Genomic DNA, 21,316 nt, shown 5'->3' on the forward strand with positions numbered 1-21,316 from the left:
AGTCAAGCCCCTTATTGGCTATTGCGCTTCACAGTCACCCGAAAAGCTGGTTGACAGCAACCAGGCAAGTTGTTAATGAATTTTCCAGCAGGTGTGAATAAATATTCTTGCCTGAAGAAATACTGGCCGCCGGCCTTAATCCCAGGGAGGAACGATGGTGGCGATCGACGTGAATGAACAGAGCCGGCCCTCCGGTACGTGGGTCAGCAAGCTCACGGGAGCAACCGGTCCGCTCATCGGACTGCTTTTGCTCTGCCTGTTCCTGACCTTCAGCACAGATACATTTCTCTCCGTCCGCAATGGTCTGAACATTCTCGACCAGATCACCGTGCTGGGGATCATGGCAGTCGGCATGACCTTCGTGATCCTGATCGGCGGCATCGACCTTTCGGTAGGTTCGGTCCTGGCTCTCGCGATGATGGTGATGGGCTGGACGGCGAACGTCGCCGGTCTGCCGCTCGGCCTCGGCATCGTGGCGGCACTCATTGCCGCTATGATCAGCGGCCTGATCGTCGGCATCATGGTCACCTGGTTCAGGGTCCCTGCCTTTATCGCGACACTGGCGATGATGTCGGCTGCGCGCGGCGTGGCGAACATGATCACCGACGGCCAGCAGATCGTCGGCTTCCCCGACTGGTTCATGATGCTGGCCATTGACCGCCATTTCGGCATTCTGACTGCAACCGTCTTCCTGATGCTGGCTGTCGTCGCCGCTGCCTGGATTTTTCTGCACTTTCGCGCAGAAGGCCGCATGCTCTATGCGGTCGGCGGCAACCCCGAAGTTGCTCGTCTTGCCGGCATCAACGTCCAGCTTGTGACTATTCTTGTTTACGTGGCGAGCGCCGTCCTTGCAGGTCTTGCCGGTATCGTTCTTGCCGCCCGTCTGGACTCGGTTCAGCCGTCCAGCGGTTTTGGTTACGAGCTCGACACGATCGCGGCCGTCGTGATCGGGGGAACGTCTCTGTCGGGAGGTGCGGGCGGCATTGGTGGCACGCTTATCGGCGTCCTGATCATCGGCGTGCTGCGCAACGGCCTCAACCTGCTCAACGTCTCGCCCTTCCTGCAGCAGGTCATCATCGGCATCGTCATCGTTCTCGCTGTGGGTGCGGAAACGATCCGCAAGCGGCGGGCTGCCTGATCATTCGGCCCGCAGATGGTGCGGGCCGTCAGAAATTCCTCTCCGAAAGGTTTGGAGCGGAGCTATTGCCCGAGGGGGAGGATACCCGAGGGTTCACTAACAACGGAGGAACTGACATGAAATTTGCGCGCACTCTGCTCGCGTCTGCCGCCCTGCTTGGCCTCAGCCTGGGATCCGTACAGGCGGCCGAAGTCAAGAAGCTCGGCCTTGCCGTCGCCAATTTGCAGGCAAACTTCTTCAACCAGATCAAGCAGTCCGTCGAAGCTGAAGCCAAGAAGCGTGGCATCGAGGTCGTCACTGTCGACGCCAAGGGCGATGGTCCGACCCAGGTCAACCAGATCCAGGACCTGCTGACCCAGAATATCGACGCTCTGATCTACATCCCGGCAGGCGCTGCTGCAGCCAGCGTGCCGGTCAAGCTCGCAAAGCAGGCCGGCATTCCGGTCGTCAACGTCGACCGCAATGCTGAAGGCGCTCCGGGCGATACCTTCCTGGCGACCGATTCAGTCGCCTCCGCAAAGGCGGTTTGCGACTACATCCTCAAGGAAGCCGGTGGCAAGGGCAAGATGGTCATCATCCATGGCCAGAAGGGCACCACGCCGGAACTCGACCGCACCAAGGGATGCCTGGAATCCCTGAAGGCCTATCCGGACGTGAGCGTCGTCGCCGAGCAATATTCCAACATGTGGAGCCAGGACGAAGGCTTCCAGATCATGCAGAACATGCTTCAGTCGAATTCGGATGTCTCGATCGTCTTCGCCCAGGCAGATGGACTGGCGCTCGGTGCGGCCCAGGCGATCAAGGTCGCCAATCCATCCCAAAAGATTGTGGTCGGTGGTTTTGATGGCGATACCGCTGCACTCGAAGCCCTCAGCAAGGGTGTGTTCGACGTGACCGCGACACAGCAGACGCAGAAGATGGGCCGCGATGCGGTGGAGAATGCGGTCAAGCTCGCTGCCAAGGAAAAGGTGCCGCCGGTCCAGCTGATGGACGCCACGCTGACGACCAAGGAAAACGTGGCAGGCTTCATCGCCAACCACCCGTAATCAGTCGAAATCTCGAGGAGGTGTGCTGTGACCGAGCCGGTTCTTTCCCTGAGGGGCATATCCAAGCGCTATGGACCGCTCCAGGTTCTGAAAAATGTGGACCTGGACGTTTATCCCGGCGAAGTGGTGGCGCTGCTCGGTGAAAACGGCGCCGGCAAGTCGACACTGTCAGGCATCATTGCCGGATCGCGCACACCGTCCGAGGGCTCGATGACATGGCTGGGGCAGCCTTATGCCCCGGCCGCTCCGCGCGAGGCGATCGACAAGGGCGTCGTGCTGATCCACCAGGAACTGCAGCTTCTGCCGCATCTTTCCATCGCCGAAAATGTCTTTATCGGCCGATGGCCGATGAAGAATGGCGTAGTCGACCGCACGCAAATGGTCCGCCGTGCCCAGGAGCAGCTCGCTCGACTGAACCTGCATATTCCTGCGACCCGAAAGGTTGCCGGTCTCTCGACCGCCAATCAGCAGCTCATCGAGATCGCCAAAGCACTGGCGCTCAATGCCAAGCTGCTCATCCTCGATGAGCCGACTGCCGCACTTGGCGGGGCGGAGACCGAAGCTCTGTTCGAGCAGGTGCGCAAGCTGCGCTCCGAGGGCGTGGGCATTATCTACATCTCCCACCGCATGGAGGAGATCAAGAAGATCACCGACCGTATCGTCGTGCTCCGCGACGGAGAGCGCGTCCATGAATTCGCCGACAGTTCAACGCCGGTACGCACGATCGTCGAAAGCATGGTCGGCCGCTCGCTCGATCGCATGTTTCCGACCCTTCCCGAGCCGACCAGCAGGCCTGTGCTCGAAGTGTCCGGCCTGACATCGCCGGACGATTCCTTCCGCGATGTCAGCTTCGATGTTCACGCAGGCGAGATTCTCGGCATTGCCGGCCTCGTCGGCGCAGGCCGCACCGAGCTCGTGCGTGCGATTTCCGGTGCCGATCCAATCAGCGCCGGCTCAGTCCGGCTGGAAGGCGAGTCGCTGAAGCTGCGCAGCCCGGCGGATGCGATCGCCAGGGGCATCGTGATGGTCCCGGAAGATCGCAAGGATCAAGGCCTCGTCGTTGCACACAAGATCAGCGAAAACATCATCTATGCCAATCTCGACAAGCTTGGCGGGCGCTGGCTCACCTCGGGCGTGAAACGCATCTTCGCCGAAAAGGCGGTGGCGAAGTTCGGCGTCAAAGGTCGTGCGGAGCAGTTGGCTTCCGATCTCTCCGGCGGCAACCAGCAGAAGGTCGTCATCGCCAAATGGCTGATGCGCGATCCCAAAGTCGTGGTGCTGGACGAGCCCACACGCGGCATCGATGTCGGAGCCCGCGCCGGCATCTACGATATCATCGTCAACCTCGCCAAGCAGGGTGTCGCGGTCATCGTCGTGAGCTCCGATCTCGAAGAAGTTCTCGGCGTTTCGAACCGGATTCTCGTGCTGGCACAGGGCAAGCAGGCAGGCATTCTGAAGCGTGACGAGGCGAACGACGTCTCGGTCATGGAACTGGCGACAATCTAGGCAAAGACAGAAAGGAAGAGCGGTGTCCGACATCTCTCTGAACGCACCAAAACTATTTGATCTCAGCGGCCAGGTCGCCATCGTGACCGGCGCCGGCAGCGGTATCGGGCAAAGGATCGCGATCGGTCTTGCCCAGTGCGGCGCCGACGTAGCGCTTCTCGATCGCCGCACTGATGACGGTCTTGCCACCACCGCCAGCCATATCCGGTCAGCCGGCCGTCGCTCGATCGAGATTGCCGCCGATGTCACCAGCAAGTCGTCTCTGGCCGATGCGGTCGCCCGCACCGAAGCAGATCTCGGCGCCCTCTCGCTTGCAGTCAATGCGGCCGGCATCGCCAATGCCAATCCCGCCGAGGAAATGGAAGAGGACCAGTACCAGACACTGATGGACATAAATCTGAAGGGCGTCTTCCTGTCCTGTCAGGCGGAAGCGCGCGCCATGCTGAAGAACGGCCGCGGGTCGATCGTCAACATCGCCTCCATGTCCGGCGTTATCGTCAATCGCGGCCTCAGCCAGGCGCATTACAACGCTTCCAAAGCCGGCGTGATCCATATGTCCAAGTCGCTGGCCATGGAGTGGGTCGGGCGCGGTATCCGCGTCAACACGATTTCGCCGGGCTATACCGCAACGCCGATGAACACGCGCCCGGAGATGGTGCATCAGACCAAGCTCTTCGAAGAGCAGACGCCGATGCAGCGCATGGCTGGCGTCGACGAGATGGTCGGTCCGGCCGTCTTCCTGCTGTCGAATGCTGCAAGCTTCGTGACGGGCGTCGATCTGCTTGTCGACGGCGGCTTCTGCTGCTGGTGATCTCATGCGCAAGCTCGTTGCAGGCAATTGGAAAATGAACGGTCTCGTCTCCTCCCAAGCTGAGATCGAGGCGCTGAAGGGACTAACGGGCAGTGCGACGTGCGATATCGTCGTCTGCCCGCCCTTCACGCTGATTGATCGCGCTGTAGAGCGGGTCAAGGATTCGAACCTGGTCATCGGCGCGCAGGATTGTCATGCGCAGCAGTCAGGCGCCCATACGGGCGACGTCTCGGCCGAAATGCTCGCCGATATCGGTGCGCGCTATGTCATCCTCGGACATTCCGAGCGCCGTGTGTCTCATGGCGAAGACGATGAGATCGTCCGTGCAAAGGCGGTCGCCGCGCATCGCGGGGGCTTGATCGCGATCGTCTGCGTCGGTGAAACGCGACATGAGCGGGATGAAGGACGGGCGATCGAAGTGGTTGGCGAGCAACTGAGAGAATCCGTTCCCGAGGGAGCGACGAGCGCAAATCTCGTCATCGCCTACGAACCTGTATGGGCGATAGGAACCGGGTTGGTGCCGACCAACGAGCAGATTGAGGAGGTCCATGCCGCGATCCGGCAGATGCTCGAAGAGCGGCTGGGGAGCGATGGTAACTCGGTCAGAATCCTCTATGGCGGTTCGGTCAAGTCATCCAATGCCGAAGCGATTTTCGGGCTTCGCAATGTGGATGGAGCACTGGTCGGCGGCGCTTCGCTGAAGGCATCAGAATTCGCCGGGATTATCTCTGCAGCCGTTTGAAGTTTGAGTGAGGAGGCGAGTGTCGCCGGTTTGCCGATCGGCGCGCTGACGCAGGCATCCCTGAAAGGAAAAAGAGAATGCAGCGTTTCGAAAACAAGACTGTCGTCATTACCGGCGCAAGCCGCGGTATCGGTGCGGCGATTGCCAAACGCTTTGCACGCGAGGGCGCCAATCTCGTGGTCTCCGCCAACGAGGAGAGCGTGCATGCCGTTGCCGAGCAGATCAAGGCCGATGGCGCAAAGGCAATCTCCTTTGTTGGCGACGTCACCGACAAGGCAAGCGTCAAAGCTCTCTTTGATGCAGCTGAGGAGGCCTTCGGCGCTGTCCACGTCTCCATCCAGAATGCCGGTGTCATCACCATCGCCCGTATCGAAGACATGACCGAGGGCGAGTGGGACAAGGTCATGGCGGTCAATACCAAGGGCGTGTTCCTCTGCGCCCAGGAAGCGATCGCCCGCATGCGCAAACATGGTCGCGGCGGACGCATCATCAACACGGCGTCCGGACAGGCACGAGACGGCTTCATCTATACGCCGCATTATGCTGCCTCGAAGATGGGCGTCGTCGGCATCACCCAGAGCCTTGCCAAGGAAGTCGCGACTGACGGCATCACCGTCAACGCCTTCTGCCCGGGCATAATCGAAACCGACATGTGGGCCTATAACGACCAGGCATGGGGCAAGCTGCTCGGCAACTACGCACCCGGCGAACTCATGAAAGAATGGGTCGAAGGCATCCCGATGAAGCGCGCCGGATCGGGCGAAGACGTCGCTGGTCTTGTCACCTTTCTTGCAAGTGACGACGCGGCCTATATCACCGGCCAGACCATCAATGTCGATGGCGGGCTGATCATGTCCTAGCGCTGTTCGACAATAGGAAACGGTGCTTTCATCACCGGGAGGCAATTCTCGCGAGGCGATCTGCACCCAACCTCTTGCAGAACAAGCCATTCGTCATTTACATAAGCAATGTTCTCAGGGCGGGGTGCAATTCCCCACCGGCGGTATCGAGGCAACTCGGAGCCCGCGAGCGCCTTCGTGAAAGCGAAGGGTCAGCAGATCCGGTGAGATGCCGGAGCCGACGGTCACAGTCCGGATGGAAGAGAGCAACGCAGGGGGCGCCGCTCGGCACGCGGCGTTTCATATGCTTGTTCGCCCAAGGGAAAATGGTGGCTTTGACAGGCCATGAATGCCGCTCACGCGGCTAACCCTTGAAAGGCAGAGAAATGGCAATTTCCAAGATAGAAGATGCGATCGCCGCGATTGCGCGGGGCGAGATCGTGGTTGTCGTCGATGATCGCGATCGGGAAAACGAGGGCGACCTCGTCATTGCATCCGAAGCGATCACCCCGCAGGCGATCGCGTTTATGATGAATTACGCCCGCGGCCTCATCTGCGTGGCGATGGAAGGTGAGCGGCTGGATGAACTGCAGATCCCGCAGATGGTCCCCAACAATACCGAACTCTTGAAGACGGCGTTCACCGTCTCGGTTGACTATATCCCTGAAACGACGACCGGTATTTCCGCAGCTGACCGCGCCGCAACCGTTCGCGCCCTCATCGGCGAGAATTCCCGCCCTGAGGATTTTGCACGGCCCGGCCATATCTTCCCGTTGCGTGCGCATCCGAACGGCGTTCTTTCTCGTCCCGGCCATACCGAGGCTGCTGTCGATCTCGCAAGGCTCGCCGACCTTTCTCCGTCAGGTGTCATCTGCGAAGTGGCCAATGATGATGGCACGATGGCGCGCCTGCCCGAGCTTGAGCAGTTTGCCGAACGGCACGGCCTCCATCTGATCACCATCGAGGATCTCATCGCCTATCGGGGCGTCAGTGCGCCTGGTAAGGCTGCCTAGCTGCCGGTTGTGCAGTAAGCAGAGCGAGCTCTACCGCTTCAAAGAAGGCCCGATCATTCGGGCCTTCGATGTTTCACCAAGCCATCAGACGACGAGTGCCAATGCCGGTCCCTGATCGTCGCCCTTGCTTTCCGGCCCCTGGCCGACCGTGCTCTCTGGGGTATCAGCGGCCAGCAGATTGAACTCCCGACGTTCTTTCTCCGAAACGATCGCGAGGTCGATGACCTTCTGCAGGTTGGCGGCATGGCGGAAGGTGGGATCGTCCTGCTTGCCGCTCCTGACCGCTTCGGCAAAGCGTTGATAGTTGGTCGGGACTGCCGGCACCTCGATGTCACGCCAAGTGGCGCTTTCAATGTCGTCGCCGAGGCAGCCGCGAAGGTCCGAGCCGTCAGGACGATGGATGACCTCGAGACTGCCCTTCTCGCCATAGATGCGCAGCCTGAGCTCGTTCAGATGCCCGGTCGCCCAGCGGCTGGCATGGATGACGCCGAGGGCGCCATTGGCGAAATCGACCGACATGGTGAAACTGTCATTGGCATCGAGCATATACTCGCCGATCTGCCCGCCCGGCGCCTTGTTGAAAGTCTTCAGCCGCGCAAAAACGTGATCGATGTCGGTCGCCGCGCCATAGGCGGCGAAATCGAGGATATGAATGCCGACATCGCCAAGCACGCCGTTCGAACCGTGACCGGTGGAAAGACGCCACAGCCAGCGCGATTCCGTGCGCCAGTCGCCCCAGGCGCGCGACACGAGCCAGCTCTGCAGGTAGGAGGCCTCCACATGCTTGATTGTGCCAAGTTCGCCGGCGAGTACCATCTCACGGGCCCGCTGCAGCGGTGCGACATTGCGGTAGGTGAGGTTGACCATGTTGATGACGCCGGCCGCTTCCGCCGCTTCCGTCATCTCAAGCGCGTGCGCATAGTTCTCCGCCAGCGGTTTTTCGCAAAAGACATGCTTGCCGGCGGCGATCAGCGCGAGGCTCGTCGCGTGGTGGATGCGGTCGGGCGTGACGTTTGTGGCTGCATCAAATTCACCCCAGGCGATCGCCTCGTCGAGCGTGCCGAAGCGCTTTTCGATGTTGAAATGATCGGCGAATTCATCGAGCCGGGTCCGATCCGTATCGACGGCGCCGACCACTTCGACACCATCGATCGCGAGGAAGCCGGCGACCTGGCTTTTGGCCATCATGCCCGTGCCAAGAACGAGTAGACGCATTGCTATTCTCCTCAGCGGTAACCGGCTTCGCCGGCCTGGTGCAGTCTCGGGCCGCGTTCGACGATCGGCTCCAGTGCCTTCTCTACCGGCACATTTGGAGCATCGGTGATGCTCTTCAGGTCGCCTTGCGGGTTATAGGCCCACTTCACGCCGTTGATCAGCACCTTCTGCACGTTTGCATCGTGATAGGTCGGGTAGGTTTCGTGGCCCGGACGGAAATAGAAGATGTTGCCGGCACCGCGCCGCCAAGTCAGCCCCGAGCGGAACACTTCGCCGCCCTGGAACCAGGAGATGAACACCGTTTCCAATGGCTCCGGCACGGAGAACTGCTCGCCATACATTTCCTCGTTTTCAAGCTCGAAATGTTCGCCGATACCGGCTGCGATCGGATGGCGTTGGTTGATCGTCCACAGACGCTCGCGCTCGCCCGCCTCGCGCCACTTGAGCGCGCAGGGCGTGCCCATCAGCCGCTTGAAGATCTTGGAGAAATGGCCGGAATGCAGCACCAAGAGGCCCATGCCTTCCCACACCCGCCTGGCGACGCGCTCGACGACGACGTCGGAGACCGCACCATGGTCCTTGTGACCCCACCAGGTCAGGACATCGGTCTCCGCAAGGCGTGCTTCGGTGAGCCCATGCTCGGGCTCCTGCAGCGTCGCCGTGGTCGCCGAAATCGCCGGATCGCTGTTCAGCGCCTTGGCAATCGTCGTGTGCATGCCTTCAGGGTAGATGCCCCGGACGATCTCATTGGTTGTCTCATGGATGTTCTCTCCCCATACGACGGTGCGAATGGCCATGACTATGCTCCTTTGCAGCAAGTAGCGGACCGGAACCGATGGGAAGCGGTCAGATCCTGTTTGTTTGATGGGTTGTTCAGGCAGCGCCCTTGAAAGGAACTCTTTCGAGCGCGCGTCCGGATTGGTCGAAGCGGTGAATGCGGCCGTTGATGGGCGATACGCCCAATTGTTGGCCGGGCTGATGGCTGGACACGCCGGTCTCTCGAACGATGAGCGGTTCTGCGGAGCCGATGTCGAGATAGACGAAACTGTCCGAGCCGAGGATTTCGGAATGGATGACGGTACCTGTCCAGGCAGGATCCTGATCTCTAAACTCGATATGTTCGGCCCTGACCCCGATCGTGTGGGCATTATGGGGTGCTGCAAACGGACCGGAGAGAAAGTTCATCTTCGGCGAGCCGATGAAACCGGCAACGAAGATCGAATTCGGGGTCTCGTAGAGTTCGATCGGAGTTCCGACCTGCTCGACGACGCCATCGCGAAGAACGCAGATGCGATCGGCAAGGGTCATGGCTTCGACCTGATCATGGGTGACATAGATCATCGTCGTGTCATGCATGCCGCGGTGAAGCTTGGCGATCTCCAGCCTTGTGGCGACGCGCAACGCTGCATCGAGGTTCGACAAGGGTTCATCGAACAGGAAGACCTTCGGGTCACGAACGATGGCGCGGCCGATGGCGACACGCTGACGCTGGCCGCCCGAAAGCTGGCGCGGCAGGCGCTCCAGGTAGGGCGAGAGCTGCAGCATGCCGGCTGCCTGTTCGACCCGCGCCTTGCATTCTTCCCTGGTTCGGCCGGAAAGCTTCATGCCGAAGGCCATATTTTCGTATACCGTCATATGCGGATAGAGCGCGTAGGACTGGAAGACCATTGCGATTCCGCGCTTCGACGGGGAAAGACGATTGACCGGCTCGCCATCGAAGGAAAGCGTGCCTGATGTTATGTCCTCCAGTCCCGAGATCAGGCGCAGCAAGGTGGACTTGCCGCAGCCGGAGGGACCGACGAAGACCATGAACTCGCCCTTGCGGATGTCCATGCTGACGCCCTTGATGACTTCGAATGCGCCGAAGCTCTTGCGGATATTGTCTAATCTAATTTGTGCCATATCGCGCTTTCCTCAGCCTTTGACGCCACCGGCCGTCAGCCCGGAAATGATCCGGCGTTGAAAAATAAGAACAAGGATGACGACGGGCACGGTGACGATGACCGATGCCGCCATGATATTGCCCCAGGGGATTTCGAACTGACTGCCGCCCGAAAGCAGAGCGATCGCCACCGGCACCGTCCGTTGCGCATCCGACGAGGTGAAAGTCAGGGCGAACAGAAATTCATTCCAGGCGGTGATGAAGGCAAGCAGGCCTGTCGTGACAAGGGCCGGCCACATCAGCGGCATGAACACCTGCGTGATGATGACCCAGGGGGAGGCGCCATCGACGATGGCGGCCTCTTCGATCTCGACCGGCAGATCCCGCATGAAGGTCGTCAGCACCCAGACCGTGAAAGGCAGGGTGAAGATCATATAGGAGAAGATCAGCGCGAAAGGCGTGTTGAAGATGCCGATCCAGCGGATGAGCTCGAAAAGCCCTGCCAGCACCGCAATCTGCGGGAACATCGAGACAGACAGGATGGTCAGCATCAAGAGTGCTCGGCCCCGGAAGTGCACGCGAGCAAGCGCGTAGGATGCTGTCACGGCGAGCAGAAGCGAGGCGGCGACCACCAGGCAGGCAATGAGCAGCGAATTGCCGAGGCTGCGGATGAAGCTGCCTGTCGTCAACACGCCGGTATAGTTTTCCAGCGAGATCGAGGTCGGCCAGTAGGTGACCTCGAAGAGCGCGGTGCCGGCTTTGAAGCTCGTCAGGATCGCATAGTAGAACGGGAAGACCGCGATGATGACGATGACGGCGACCAGCAGATAGAACAGAGTATTCTTGGTGGCTGTGAGCAGCATCAGTGTTCCCCACCCCCGAGTTTGACGCGGCCGAGCCATATGTAGAGTACGGTCACTGACGCGATGATGAGAAAGAGAACGGTGGAGGCGGTTGCGCCGTAGGCGAACTTGTCGAAATCGAACAGGTTCTCGCGCGCCATGACCGACATGGTCTTGGTCTGGGCATTGTTAGGCGTCAGCACGTAGATGAGATCGAAGATGCGCATCGCATCGAGCATGCGAAAAATTACTGCGACCATGATCGCCGGGCGTATCAGCGGCAGGGTCAGACGCCAGAACACCCTGACGGGGTTGATGCCGTCGATCTTGGCAGCCTCGTAAATGTCGGCCGGAACCATTTGCAGGGCGGCGAGGATCAGCAACGCCATGAAGGGTGTCGTCTTCCAGACGTCGACAATCAGAACGGCGATCATCGCTGTCTGAGGATCAGCGGTCCACGCGATCTTCTGGCTGATGAGCCCGAGGCCGAGAAGCATGTCGTTCAGGATGCCGAACTGGTCGTTGAGCATCCAGGCCCACATTTTCGCGGAGACGATGGTCGGGATCGCCCAGGGAATGAGGATGGCGGCGCGCACGATGCCGCGGCCAACGAATTGCGCGTTCAACACAAGAGCGACGATCAGGCCGAGTGCGGTTTCGATCGTTACGGACAAGAGCGTGAACTTCGCCGTATTCCAGACGGCGCCCCACCAGGCGGGATCGGCCAGCAGTCCCTTATAGACGGTACGGCCGCTCTTCAGGGTGATCCAGGACAGGTAGTTGTCGAATCCGACGAACCGGGCGTCGCCAAGGTTCGTCAGGGAAGCGTTGGTGAAGCTGAAATAGATGGTGCGAAACAGTGGCCAGCCGGCAACGACGGCGAGGATGAAAAGAGTGGGTGCCAAGAAGATCCAGGCGGAACGGACACGTTCCGAACTCAGATCCGAAGAGGTCGCCTTGGCGAGCGCACCTGTCTGCAGATTTTGGGAGACTGCAACTTCACTCATGGAATATCCGCCTCATGAGACAATCGACGACGGCGTTATCGGAAGCGGCAGCGGGGGAGATCCGACGCTGCCGCCTCGATCGGTTACCAGCCGCTGCCTTGCAGCGTCGTCAGATCGGCTTCGAGAAGCTCCAGGTTTTCTTCGGCTGTCCCGCTGCCGGAGAGCGTATTATGGACGGCAGTCCAGAATTTCGCGGAAACCTCGTTATACTTGACCTTGGCGACTGCCGACGGACGCGGCACCGCATTTTCGAAGATCGGCTTCCAGTTCGGCATGAACGGTTGCGCGGCGGCAATATCCTTGTCGTCATAGAGCGCGGACAAGGTCGGCAGGTTGGAGAGCTCGATAGCGCGCTGCTTCTGGCTATCCTTCGAGGTCAGGAACTTGACGAGCTCGATCGCCGCATCCGGGTTCTTCGAATATTTCGAGACGGCGAGATTCCAGCCGCCGAGCGTCGAGGAGGGCTTGTCGCCTTCTGCGGCAACGGGAAGCGTCGTCACGTCGAACTTGCCTTTGACAGGGCTGTCGGCGCCGTTGCCCAGCGCATAGGCGTAGGGCCAGTTACGCATGAAGACGGCGTTGCCGGTCTGCCAGACGCCGCGGGATTCTTCTTCCTGATAGGCAAGCACGCCGCTCGGTGAAATCGTCCCGATCCAGCCCTTGGCGCGATTGAGTGCTGCCGCAGCCTTCTCGTTGTTGATTGAAATCGTGCCATCGGTCTCGATGATCTGGCCGCCGCCTGATGATTTGACCCATTCCAGTGCATCGCAGGTCAAGCCTTCATAGGCATTGCCCTGGAAGACGTAACCCCAGAGATCCTTCTGACCGGCGGCGCGTTCCTTTTCCTGGATTTCCTTGGCGGTTGCCTCCATCTCGTCCCAGGTCTTCGGTGGTTGCTTGCCGTACTTCTCAAGCAGATCCTTGCGATAGAAGAGGGCGGGCGCATCCGTATAAAGCGGTATTGCGACCAGGCGGCCGTTTACGGTCTGCGATCCGACGATCGCCGGGAAGAAGTCGCCGATGACGTCCTTGGTGGCGTCCTTCAGGTCGATGAACTGGTCTGCCAGCTGCGGAGCCCAGATAACGTCGGTCTGGTAGACATCGACATCCGTGTTGCCGGCTGCGAGCCAGAGCCGATACTGCGAGAACTGTTCCGTGGACGACGGCGGCATGGTGACGATCTTGACCGTATTGCCGGTGGCCTTCTCGAAGGCATCGAGCTGCTTGCGGAACAGATCGAGGTTCTTGCCGGTAGAGCTCGCTGAAATGCTGATCTCGGCGGCATAGGACGGTACTGACGCGCCAATAAGCGCGGCCGCGATGGCGGCGGCCGTGAAACGAAACTTCATTTTCTCCTCCCAAAGACCAAATTGAAATCGATTTGGTTAAGGAAAACCTGTCAGAAGGTTGATATCCTGTCAAGGCGGATTCTCGACTGCTACCAGTACTTGCTCAAATGCGAAGAATATCGTTATAAATCAATAGGAAGGCCATCCACCGTGATTTTCCGAACCGTAGCGGCGGTCATCCCGACGGCGAATAAAATTGAAATCGATTTGAGAAAATATAATCGACGGCATAGAATGTGGAATTTGCGAGGCCGATGGTATAGATGCCCGGCAGCGCAGGCGATGAAAGTCATTTCGGTCAATGAAACTTAAAGAGTTCGCAAAACAACTTGGATTATCTCCGACGACCGTCAGCCGTGCGCTCAGTGGCTATCCCGAGGTAAGCGAGGTGACCCGCGCCCGCGTCGTTCAAGAGGCCGTGCGGCTGGGTTATAGACCGAACGTCAATGCGGTCAGGCTGAAGACCGGCCGGGTTGGCGCGATTGGCGTTGTCATGGGGCGCGCCGGCGAGTTTCATTTCGCGGAATTCATGGCCGGCATGGCTGAGCGTCTCATCACGGAAGATACCGATATTCTGGTCATCCCGATGGCCAATCCCGAATCTGATGACGAGATGCAACTCTACAGGCGGCTGGCGCAAAGTCAGCGGGTGGATGCGATCATCATGCATTCGCCTCGGCCCAATGATCAGCGCATCGCTTTGCTGCACGAGTTGGGAATGCCGTTTCTCGTTCATGGGCGTTCAGACATCGACGTGCCGCACCCCTGGCTCGATATCGACAATGAAGGGGCCGTGCGCCGTGCGACGTCGCATCTGATCGATCTCGGTCATACGAGGATCGCGATGATCAATGGCCGCGAGGGCGCGACCTATGCGCTGCATCGCGACATCGGTTACCGCAGCGCCTTGCAGAGCCACGGGATCGAAGTCGATCCGCAACTGATTGCCAACGGCAATTTCACCGACGAGCTTGGTTTCCGCTTTGCACGGTCATTTCTCGAGCAGCCGAAGCGGCCAACAGCGTTTGTCGCGGGTTCCATGATGACGGCACTCGGCATTTATCGGGCCGCGCGTTCGCTGGGGCTCCAGATCGGCAGCGATGTCTCGGTTATCGCTCATGATGACGTCTTTCCCTATCTGACGGCCGATAATATGGTCCCGTCGCTGTCGGCAACCCGGTCGTCGATGCGCGCGGCTGGTACAAGATGCGCCGATCTCGTCCTGCAGCTTTTGGCCGGGCGTTCGCCGACGGAGATTCACGAATTGTGGCCGGTTGAACTCATCCTGCGCGAGTCCACCGGGCCGGTGCGAGCGCTCCAGACCTGAGCGATTGGCCTTTGTGAAGCCTTGCTGACGTCATCCCGCAGTCTTACGTGATCGTCAGCTACCTCACGTCGAGATCAGATAGGAGGTCGAGCCGGGACCGAAGTCCGCGCTGCAAAGGTTGGGCGATCGGTGGAGGAAAGGCCAGAGCTCGCTCCTCGCGACCGCCATACCGTCAGCGTTTCACGAAGCTTTGGCGTCGAAAGTGGGGGCGAAATCACCCAGCGATTTTGCCTTGAGGATCGTGCCTTCGATATCCTGCTCCACGATCGCTTCCAGATCGGCGAAGCTGTCGATTACGTAGTAGATCGGCTGGAGGATATCGATCCGGTAGGGCGTTCTCAGCACGCTCATGAGATCGAACGGCCGAAATTCGCATGCCTTGCCTTCCATTGCTGCTTTCGCTTCGCTTGGCGACGAAACGATTCCTGCGCCGAAGCAGCGACGGCCTTCCGGTGTATTGACCAGGCCGAATTCGACAGTGAACCAGAAGATACGGAACAGATGCCACGAATAGCCTTTCCCGAGGCGGACGGCGGCTTCGCCGAAATGCCGCACGAAATTGGCATAGCTCTGGTTGGTGAGCATCGGGCAGTGGCCGAAAACCTCATGGAACAGATCCGGTTCCTCGATGTAGTCGATATGTTCGCGACGGCGCAGGAAGGTTGCGAGTGGGAATTTGCCTTGCGACAGAAGTTCATAAAAGCGTGAGGGCGGAATGAGCGCCGGCACGCCTTCGACGCCGAAGCCAGTGGTTTCGTTCAGGCGTCTATTCACATCGAGAAGCTGAGGCACCTTGTCGGGCTTGAGCCCCAGCATTTTGACGCCATCAAGATATTCACGGCAGGCCGCATCGGCGAGCAGCTTCATCTGACGCCGGTAGAGTTCGCCCCAAATCGCATCCTCTTCGGGGGTATAGGCATATAAACCATCAGGGCCGGGCAATTTGGCGGTGTAGCTGCTTTCCTTGGTCATAATCTGATCCTCCCGGGGACGGCGTTCGCGCCATTATCCCCCGGATTGGGAGGATTTTCTTTTCTTTCCTGGTGCCTATCGCCATAGTGGTGGCAAATATTCCCGAGTGGGATGCGAAAAATGAAAGAATCTGGGAATTTTCGGCGCAAGCTTCTGGAACTCGTCCAAGCCGACGGCAGCCTTTCGCTGGCAGACCTGGCCGAAAAGGCGGGCATGTCTCAGAGTTCGGCCTGGCGGAAGATCCAGGAACTGGAGGCTGACGGTGTCATCCGCAAGCGCGTGACGCTGCTTGATCCTGGAAAGCTCGATCTCAAGCTCTGCGTCATCGCGCATGTGACACTGGAGGATCATCACGAAGAGGCGGTAGCATCCTTCGCTTCGGTGGTGCAGGAGCGGCCGGAGATCATGGAGTGCTACGCCTTGTCAGGCGCCTTCGACTACATGCTGAAGATAAGGGCGAGGGACGTGGAAAGCTACGAAGCCTTCATGACCCGCTACCTCATGCGCAACCCGCATGTGCGCACGGTCGTATCGAGCTTCGTGTTGCGTGAGCTGAAATTCTCGACCGAACTGCCGCTATGACGCTCGGTGCCGGATCAACGTGTGCTGTCGCCATGCCAACTGCCTGGCACGTGTATCGGAAAGCCCTCGAATGTTTTCAGCGTGTCGAGGACGATCGACGTCTTTACGTGCTGCACCGACTCGTGGGGCAATAGAACGTCGTTGACGAATTTGGAGAGGTCTGCGAGCCCGCGGGTTGCCACCTTCAGGTGATAGTCCATTTCCCCGGTCAGCGCATAGGCTTCGAGAACTTCCGGCAGTCCGTTGATCAGCTGCGAAAATCTGCGGGCATTGTCCCTGTTGTGCGTCGCAAGCGTCACGGAAATGACCACCAGCATATCCAGACCCAGCTTCTGTTGATCCAGATAGGCCCGGTAGCTGCGAATATAGCCCTCGGACTCCAGTCTGGTGCGCCGGCGCGAGCATTGCGAGGGTGAAAGCGCGATCCGCTCCCCGAGCTCGTTGTTTGTCAAACGGCCGTCTTTTTGAAGCTCCTGAAGCAGGCGCAAATCCAATTTGTCGAGTTGTTCATCCATTGCGTGAAATCTCCAAAATCCTCACGAACCGTGCATAATCTCTTCCTCTGGCGTGAAGAATGCAAGAACTTTGCATGCGTTTTGGGCCACACTTTGCATAGTCAAAATCCAATTCCCAGGAGGAGAAAATGGGCCCTTTCCCGCATGATGCGCCGCCCTCCGAAATCACCGCCGACAACCCGGCTGGCACTGACGGATTCGAGTTCGTTGAATTCGCCCATCCCGAACCCGAGAAGTTGCGCGAACTCTTTACACGCATGGGCTATGTCCCAGTCGCCAGGCACAAGACGAAGGACATCACGATCTGGCGCCAGGGTGACATCAACTATGTGCTGAATGCCGAACCCGGCAGCCATGCCGCCCGTTTCGTCGCAGAGCATGGTCCCTGCGCCCCGTCGATGGCGTGGCGCGTCGTGGATGCCAGACACGCCTTCGATCACGCGGTGTCGAAAGGTGCCGTTCCCTATGAAGGAAATGACAAGGCGCTCGACGTCCCGGCGATCGTCGGCATTGGCGGTTCACTGCTCTATTTCGTCGAGATCTATGGGGCGAAGGGGTCGGCATACGATGCGGAATTCGATTGGCTTGGCGAGCGCGACCCGCATCCTGAGGGGATCGGTTTCTACTATCTCGATCATCTCACCCACAACGTCTTCCGCGGCAACATGGACAAGTGGTGGGATTTTTACCGCAACCTGTTCAATTTCAAGCAGATCCACTTCTTCGATATCGACGGGCGCATCACCGGTCTGGTGAGCCGCGCCATCACATCGCCCTGCGGCAAGATCCGCATTCCGCTGAATGAATCGAAGGACGACACGAGCCAGATCGAGGAATATCTGAAGAAATACAGGGGCGAGGGCATCCAGCATATCGCCGTTGGAACGGAAGATATCTACGAGGCCACCGACAGGCTTGCAGACAATGGCCTGCGCTTCATGCCGGGTCCTCCGGAAACCTATTACGATATGTCCTATGAACGCGTGAATGGCCATAGCGAACCTGTCGACCGCATGAAGAAGCACGGCATCCTCATCGATGGCGAAGGCGTGGTGAATGGCGGCATGACGAAAATCCTGCTGCAGATCTTCTCCAAGACCGTGATTGGCCCGATCTTCTTCGAATTCATCCAACGCAAGGGCGACGAGGGCTTTGGTGAAGGCAATTTCCGCGCTCTCTTCGAGTCGATCGAGGCCGATCAGATCAAGCGTGGTGTCATCGGGACCGCGGCGGAGTAAACTCTTGGGGCTGCCCGCGCGTCTGAAGAGATGCGCGGCGCCGCCGAGTTTCCGGGGAGGAGATGAGCATGGACCAGACCTCGATCCAGGCTTCCGAAGGTGAAGCCGCTACTGCAACCAAGCTGAAATATATGCCGGGATTCGGTAACGATTTCGAAACGGAGTCGCTTCTCGGCGCCTTGCCGCAAGGCCAGAACAGCCCCCAGAAATGCAATTACGGTCTTTATGCCGAGCAGCTTTCCGGCTCGCCGTTTACCGCACCGCGCGGGACGAACGAAAGGTCCTGGCTTTATCGCATTCGCCCGAGTGTGCGCCACACAGGCCGCTTCTCGAATGTTACTTACCCGCTCTGGAAAACCGCGCCTTGCCTGGACGAACATTCGCTCCCCCTCGGGCAACTTCGCTGGAACCCCATTCCTGCGCCAACCGAGAAACTGACGTTTCTTCAGGGAGTGAGGACGATGACGACAGCGGGCGACGTCACGACCCAGGTGGGCATGTCAGCCCATGCCTATGTCTTCAATGAGGACATGGTGGACGATTACTTCTTCAACGCCGATGGTGAACTGCTGATCGTGCCGCAGCTCGGCGCCATCAGGGTGTTCACCGAAATGGGCATCATGGATGTAGAGCCTCTGGAAATATGCCTCATCCCCCGCGGCATGATGTTCAAGGTCCTGCGCAGCGGCGAGCAGACGGTCTGGCGTGGATATATCTGCGAGAATTACGGCGCGAAATTTACCCTGCCGGACCGCGGTCCCATCGGCGCCAACTGCCTGGCGAACCCGCGCGACTTCAAGACACCCGTCGCCGCGTTCGAAGACAAGGAAAAGCCTTGCCGCGTCCATGTGAAGTGGTGCGGAAAATTCTATGTCACCGATATCGGCCACTCACCGCTCGATGTGGTGGCCTGGCACGGCAACTATGCCCCCTTCAAATACGATCTGCGGACATTTTCGCCTGTTGGCGCGATCAGCTTCGATCACCCTGATCCGTCGATTTTTTCGGTGCTGACCGCCCCGACCGAAGATGCCGGCACGGCCAATGTGGATTTTGTGATCTTTCCACCGCGCTGGCTGGTAGCCGAGCACACTTTCCGTCCGCCCTGGTATCACCGCAACATCATGAGCGAGTTCATGGGCCTGATCCATGGCCAATATGACGCCAAGGAGGAGGGTTTCGTCCCCGGCGGCATGAGCCTGCACAACATGATGCTTGCCCACGGGCCGGACGCACTTGCCTTCGAGAAGGCATCCAACTCCGAGCTCAAGCCGGTGAAGCTGGATCACACGATGGCCTTCATGTTCGAGACACGGTACCCGCAGCAATTGACGAAATATGCAGCCGAGCTTGAAACACTGCAGGACAATTACCTGGAGTGCTGGGAGGGCCTGGAACGCAAGTTCGACGGGACCCCCGGTATCAAGTGAGGCATCGCGTCAATAGGTCAGGCATCCTCAGGCACGGGAACGGGATATGAAGCTCGCGACGTTAAAAGACTCCACGAGAGATGGCCGGCTCGTTGTCGTCTCCCGCGACCTTACCTGCTGCTCCGAAGTCATTCACATTGCCCGCACCCTGCAGGCAGCTCTTGATGATTGGGAGCAGGTGGCTCCGAGGCTCGAACAAATTGCTGAAGGCATCGAGACGGGGGCTCAACCGACGATCCGGTTTCACGAGCACGGTGCCGCATCGCCTTTGCCGCGGGCCTACCAGTGGGCTGACGGTTCGGCCTATCTCAACCATGTCGAACTGGTGCGCAAGGCGCGGGGCGCCGAGATACCGGCGAGCTTCTGGACCGATCCGCTGATGTATCAAGGTGGTTCGGACGGTTTCCTTGCGCCGCGAGACCCAATCGTGGTGGCTGACGAGACCTACGGGATCGACATGGAGGGCGAGGTTGCCGTCATCACCGGTGACGTTGCGATGGGTTCCAGCCCGGATGTAGCGCGTGGCGCCATCCGTCTGGTGATGCTCGTCAACGACGTGTCGCTGCGCGGTCTCATACCGGACGAACTGGCCAAGGGATTTGGCTTCTTCCAGTCCAAACCGGCATCGGCATTTTCTCCGGTCGCGGTGACACCGGATGAGCTCGGGGAGGCCTGGGATGGCGGCAAGGTGTGTCTGCCGCTGCTTGTGAGCCTGAACGGCAAGGCATTCGGCAAGGCGAATGCCGGCATCGACATGACGTTTGATTTTGGCCAGCTCGTCGCCCATGCCGCCAAAACCCGCAATCTGGTGGCTGGAACGATCATCGGCTCGGGAACGGTTTCCAACAAGCTGGATGGCGGCCCGGGCAGGGCGGTCGAAGACGGAGGCGACGGATATTCATGCATCGCCGAGATACGGATGATCGAGACGATCGAAACCGGGGCACCGAAGACTCCGTTCATGAAGTTCGGGGATCAGGTCCGCATCGAGATGAAGGATCATGCCGGCCATTCGATCTTCGGGGCGATCGAGCAGACCGTCGAGAAATACCGATAATTCCTTAAGCCGGAATCGTTCTTTGAGGAGCAAGGCTGCAGTGAGCAACGTCGTTCTTTATGACTACTGGAGGTCATCGGCGAGCTATCGCGTCCGCATTGCGCTCAATCTCCTGGAGATCGACTACAAAACAGTGTCCATCAATCTGTTGGAGGGAGCGCACAGGAAGCCGGAATATCTGGCGCTCAACCCGCAGGGGCTCGTCCCGACATTGGTGATCGATGGGAAAATACTGACTCAATCATTGGCAATCATCGAATATCTTTCCGAGCTTCGGCCGGAATGTGGGTTGCTGCCGGCAGATAGTTCCGATCGCCAGAAAGTGCGCGCCTTTGCATACGCGGTCGCCATGGACATCCATCCGATATGCAACACGCATGTCGTGGCGCATCTGATGACCGTAACGGACAAGAGCGACGCCCGCGAGGAATGGATGAAGCATTTCATCTCGGAGGGACTTCGCAAGCTGGAGGCGATGATCGATCCGGCCGGCGACGGGTTCAGCTTTGGAGATACGCCGACGATGGCGGACCTCTGTCTGGTTCCACAGGTCTACAATGCCCGCCGCTGGGGAGTGGACATGTCCGGTTTCAAGCGGATCGTCGAGATCGATGGCAAATGCGCCAAATTGCCAGCCTTCCAGGCAGCCCATCCTGACCGCGCGAAACCCTGACGCAAAGACAGGTTTGCGGGAGTGCGTGAGCACGATCGATGAGCCCGCATCCCATCTCGCTGTGCTCCTCGAGCCGACCGCCGGTTAAGCTTACGAACGTCCGCTCGCATAAGCGCGACTGATCTTGTCTCA

The 21,316-nt window shown here is 59.2% G+C and carries 21 protein-coding genes and 1 riboswitch; of the genes, 13 read left to right on the top strand and 8 right to left on the bottom strand.

Annotation, left to right across the window (positions count from 1 at the left end; all coding sequences use genetic code 11):
- Positions 1 to 154 precede the first annotated feature (154 nt).
- The 7 genes from H4W29_RS31020 to ribB all read left to right on the top strand — a co-directional run bounded on the left by H4W29_RS31020 (position 155) and on the right by ribB (position 7,095).
- Positions 155 to 1,138, top strand: a complete 984-nt coding sequence (locus H4W29_RS31020; RefSeq protein ID WP_192732579.1) for an ABC transporter permease — start codon at positions 155 to 157, stop codon at positions 1,136 to 1,138.
- Between the two features lie 116 nt (positions 1,139 to 1,254).
- Complete coding sequence (locus tag H4W29_RS31025) at positions 1,255 to 2,184, top strand: sugar ABC transporter substrate-binding protein (protein ID WP_183826856.1); 930 nt, start codon at positions 1,255 to 1,257, stop codon at positions 2,182 to 2,184.
- A 27-nt stretch (positions 2,185 to 2,211) separates the two neighbouring features.
- Positions 2,212 to 3,690: a sugar ABC transporter ATP-binding protein gene (locus H4W29_RS31030; RefSeq protein WP_192732580.1), complete on the top strand. Its 1,479-nt coding sequence runs from the start codon at positions 2,212 to 2,214 to the stop codon at positions 3,688 to 3,690.
- Positions 3,691 to 3,712: 22 nt separating this feature from the next.
- Positions 3,713 to 4,501 carry an SDR family oxidoreductase gene (locus H4W29_RS31035; RefSeq protein ID WP_192732581.1) on the top strand — a complete coding sequence of 263 codons (789 nt, stop codon included), beginning with the start codon at positions 3,713 to 3,715 and terminating at the stop codon, positions 4,499 to 4,501.
- Between the two features lie 4 nt (positions 4,502 to 4,505).
- Entirely contained in the window at positions 4,506 to 5,243 is a 738-nt protein-coding gene (gene tpiA, locus H4W29_RS31040; protein WP_192732582.1) for a triose-phosphate isomerase, read from the top strand.
- Positions 5,244 to 5,320: 77 nt separating this feature from the next.
- On the top strand, positions 5,321 to 6,103 hold the full coding sequence (locus tag H4W29_RS31045; protein ID WP_192732583.1) for a glucose 1-dehydrogenase: 783 nt from the start codon (positions 5,321 to 5,323) through the stop codon (positions 6,101 to 6,103).
- Positions 6,104 to 6,209: 106 nt separating this feature from the next.
- Positions 6,210 to 6,354, top strand: a riboswitch (FMN riboswitch).
- Between the two features lie 114 nt (positions 6,355 to 6,468).
- Positions 6,469 to 7,095 carry a 3,4-dihydroxy-2-butanone-4-phosphate synthase gene (ribB, locus tag H4W29_RS31050; protein WP_192732584.1) on the top strand — a complete coding sequence of 209 codons (627 nt, stop codon included), beginning with the start codon at positions 6,469 to 6,471 and terminating at the stop codon, positions 7,093 to 7,095.
- Positions 7,096 to 7,179: 84 nt separating this feature from the next.
- Here ribB and H4W29_RS31055 read toward each other — a convergent pair whose 3' ends face one another.
- The 6 genes from H4W29_RS31055 to H4W29_RS31080 all read right to left on the bottom strand — a co-directional run bounded on the left by H4W29_RS31055 (position 7,180) and on the right by H4W29_RS31080 (position 13,390).
- Positions 7,180 to 8,310, bottom strand: coding sequence for a Gfo/Idh/MocA family protein (locus H4W29_RS31055; protein ID WP_192732585.1), 1,131 nt, complete (start codon positions 8,308 to 8,310; stop codon positions 7,180 to 7,182).
- Positions 8,311 to 8,321: 11 nt separating this feature from the next.
- On the bottom strand, positions 8,322 to 9,107 hold the full coding sequence (locus H4W29_RS31060) for a ThuA domain-containing protein (protein ID WP_192732586.1): 786 nt from the start codon (positions 9,105 to 9,107) through the stop codon (positions 8,322 to 8,324).
- A gap of 76 nt (positions 9,108 to 9,183) precedes the next feature.
- The gene (locus tag H4W29_RS31065; protein ID WP_192732587.1) at positions 9,184 to 10,212 is read right to left on the bottom strand and encodes an ABC transporter ATP-binding protein; all 1,029 of its coding nucleotides are present in this window, start codon (positions 10,210 to 10,212) and stop codon (positions 9,184 to 9,186) included.
- Positions 10,213 to 10,224: 12 nt separating this feature from the next.
- Positions 10,225 to 11,055: a carbohydrate ABC transporter permease gene (locus tag H4W29_RS31070; RefSeq protein WP_192732588.1), complete on the bottom strand. Its 831-nt coding sequence runs from the start codon at positions 11,053 to 11,055 to the stop codon at positions 10,225 to 10,227.
- Entirely contained in the window at positions 11,055 to 12,041 is a 987-nt protein-coding gene (locus H4W29_RS31075; RefSeq protein WP_192732589.1) for a carbohydrate ABC transporter permease, read from the bottom strand. The genes H4W29_RS31070 and H4W29_RS31075 overlap by 1 nt, the downstream gene beginning before the upstream one ends.
- Positions 12,042 to 12,124: 83 nt before the next feature.
- Entirely contained in the window at positions 12,125 to 13,390 is a 1,266-nt protein-coding gene (locus H4W29_RS31080; protein WP_192732590.1) for an ABC transporter substrate-binding protein, read from the bottom strand.
- Between the two features lie 301 nt (positions 13,391 to 13,691).
- Between H4W29_RS31080 and H4W29_RS31085 the strand changes: the two genes are divergently transcribed.
- Entirely contained in the window at positions 13,692 to 14,717 is a 1,026-nt protein-coding gene (locus H4W29_RS31085) for a substrate-binding domain-containing protein (protein ID WP_192732591.1), read from the top strand.
- A gap of 180 nt (positions 14,718 to 14,897) precedes the next feature.
- Here the strand turns inward: H4W29_RS31085 and H4W29_RS31090 are convergent, their stop codons facing one another.
- A complete protein-coding gene (locus tag H4W29_RS31090; protein ID WP_192732592.1) occupies positions 14,898 to 15,689 on the bottom strand; it encodes a phenylalanine 4-monooxygenase in 792 nt (263 codons plus the stop codon).
- A 120-nt stretch (positions 15,690 to 15,809) separates the two neighbouring features.
- On the opposite strand from H4W29_RS31090, the gene H4W29_RS31095 reads away from it, so the two are divergent.
- Complete coding sequence (locus tag H4W29_RS31095; protein WP_192732593.1) at positions 15,810 to 16,271, top strand: Lrp/AsnC family transcriptional regulator; 462 nt, start codon at positions 15,810 to 15,812, stop codon at positions 16,269 to 16,271.
- Positions 16,272 to 16,285: 14 nt separating this feature from the next.
- Here the strand turns inward: H4W29_RS31095 and H4W29_RS31100 are convergent, their stop codons facing one another.
- Positions 16,286 to 16,786 (bottom strand): Lrp/AsnC family transcriptional regulator, encoded by a 501-nt coding sequence (locus H4W29_RS31100; RefSeq protein WP_192732594.1) that lies wholly within the window; start codon positions 16,784 to 16,786, stop codon positions 16,286 to 16,288.
- A gap of 128 nt (positions 16,787 to 16,914) precedes the next feature.
- Here H4W29_RS31100 and hppD point away from each other — a divergent pair, with 128 nt between their 5' ends.
- From hppD to maiA, 4 genes are all read left to right on the top strand, one after another.
- Entirely contained in the window at positions 16,915 to 18,024 is a 1,110-nt protein-coding gene (hppD, locus tag H4W29_RS31105) for a 4-hydroxyphenylpyruvate dioxygenase (protein WP_192732595.1), read from the top strand.
- A 68-nt stretch (positions 18,025 to 18,092) separates the two neighbouring features.
- Positions 18,093 to 19,454 carry a homogentisate 1,2-dioxygenase gene (hmgA, locus tag H4W29_RS31110; protein ID WP_192732596.1) on the top strand — a complete coding sequence of 454 codons (1,362 nt, stop codon included), beginning with the start codon at positions 18,093 to 18,095 and terminating at the stop codon, positions 19,452 to 19,454.
- 46 nt (positions 19,455 to 19,500) lie between these two features.
- Positions 19,501 to 20,511 carry a fumarylacetoacetate hydrolase family protein gene (locus H4W29_RS31115; protein ID WP_192732597.1) on the top strand — a complete coding sequence of 337 codons (1,011 nt, stop codon included), beginning with the start codon at positions 19,501 to 19,503 and terminating at the stop codon, positions 20,509 to 20,511.
- 40 nt (positions 20,512 to 20,551) lie between these two features.
- A complete protein-coding gene (maiA, locus tag H4W29_RS31120; RefSeq protein ID WP_192732598.1) occupies positions 20,552 to 21,184 on the top strand; it encodes a maleylacetoacetate isomerase in 633 nt (210 codons plus the stop codon).
- Positions 21,185 to 21,316: the final 132 nt, after the last annotated feature.

The sequence above is a fragment of the Rhizobium viscosum genome (assembly GCF_014873945.1).
In the GTDB taxonomy this organism is placed as follows: Bacteria; Pseudomonadota; Alphaproteobacteria; order Rhizobiales; family Rhizobiaceae; genus Rhizobium; species Rhizobium viscosum.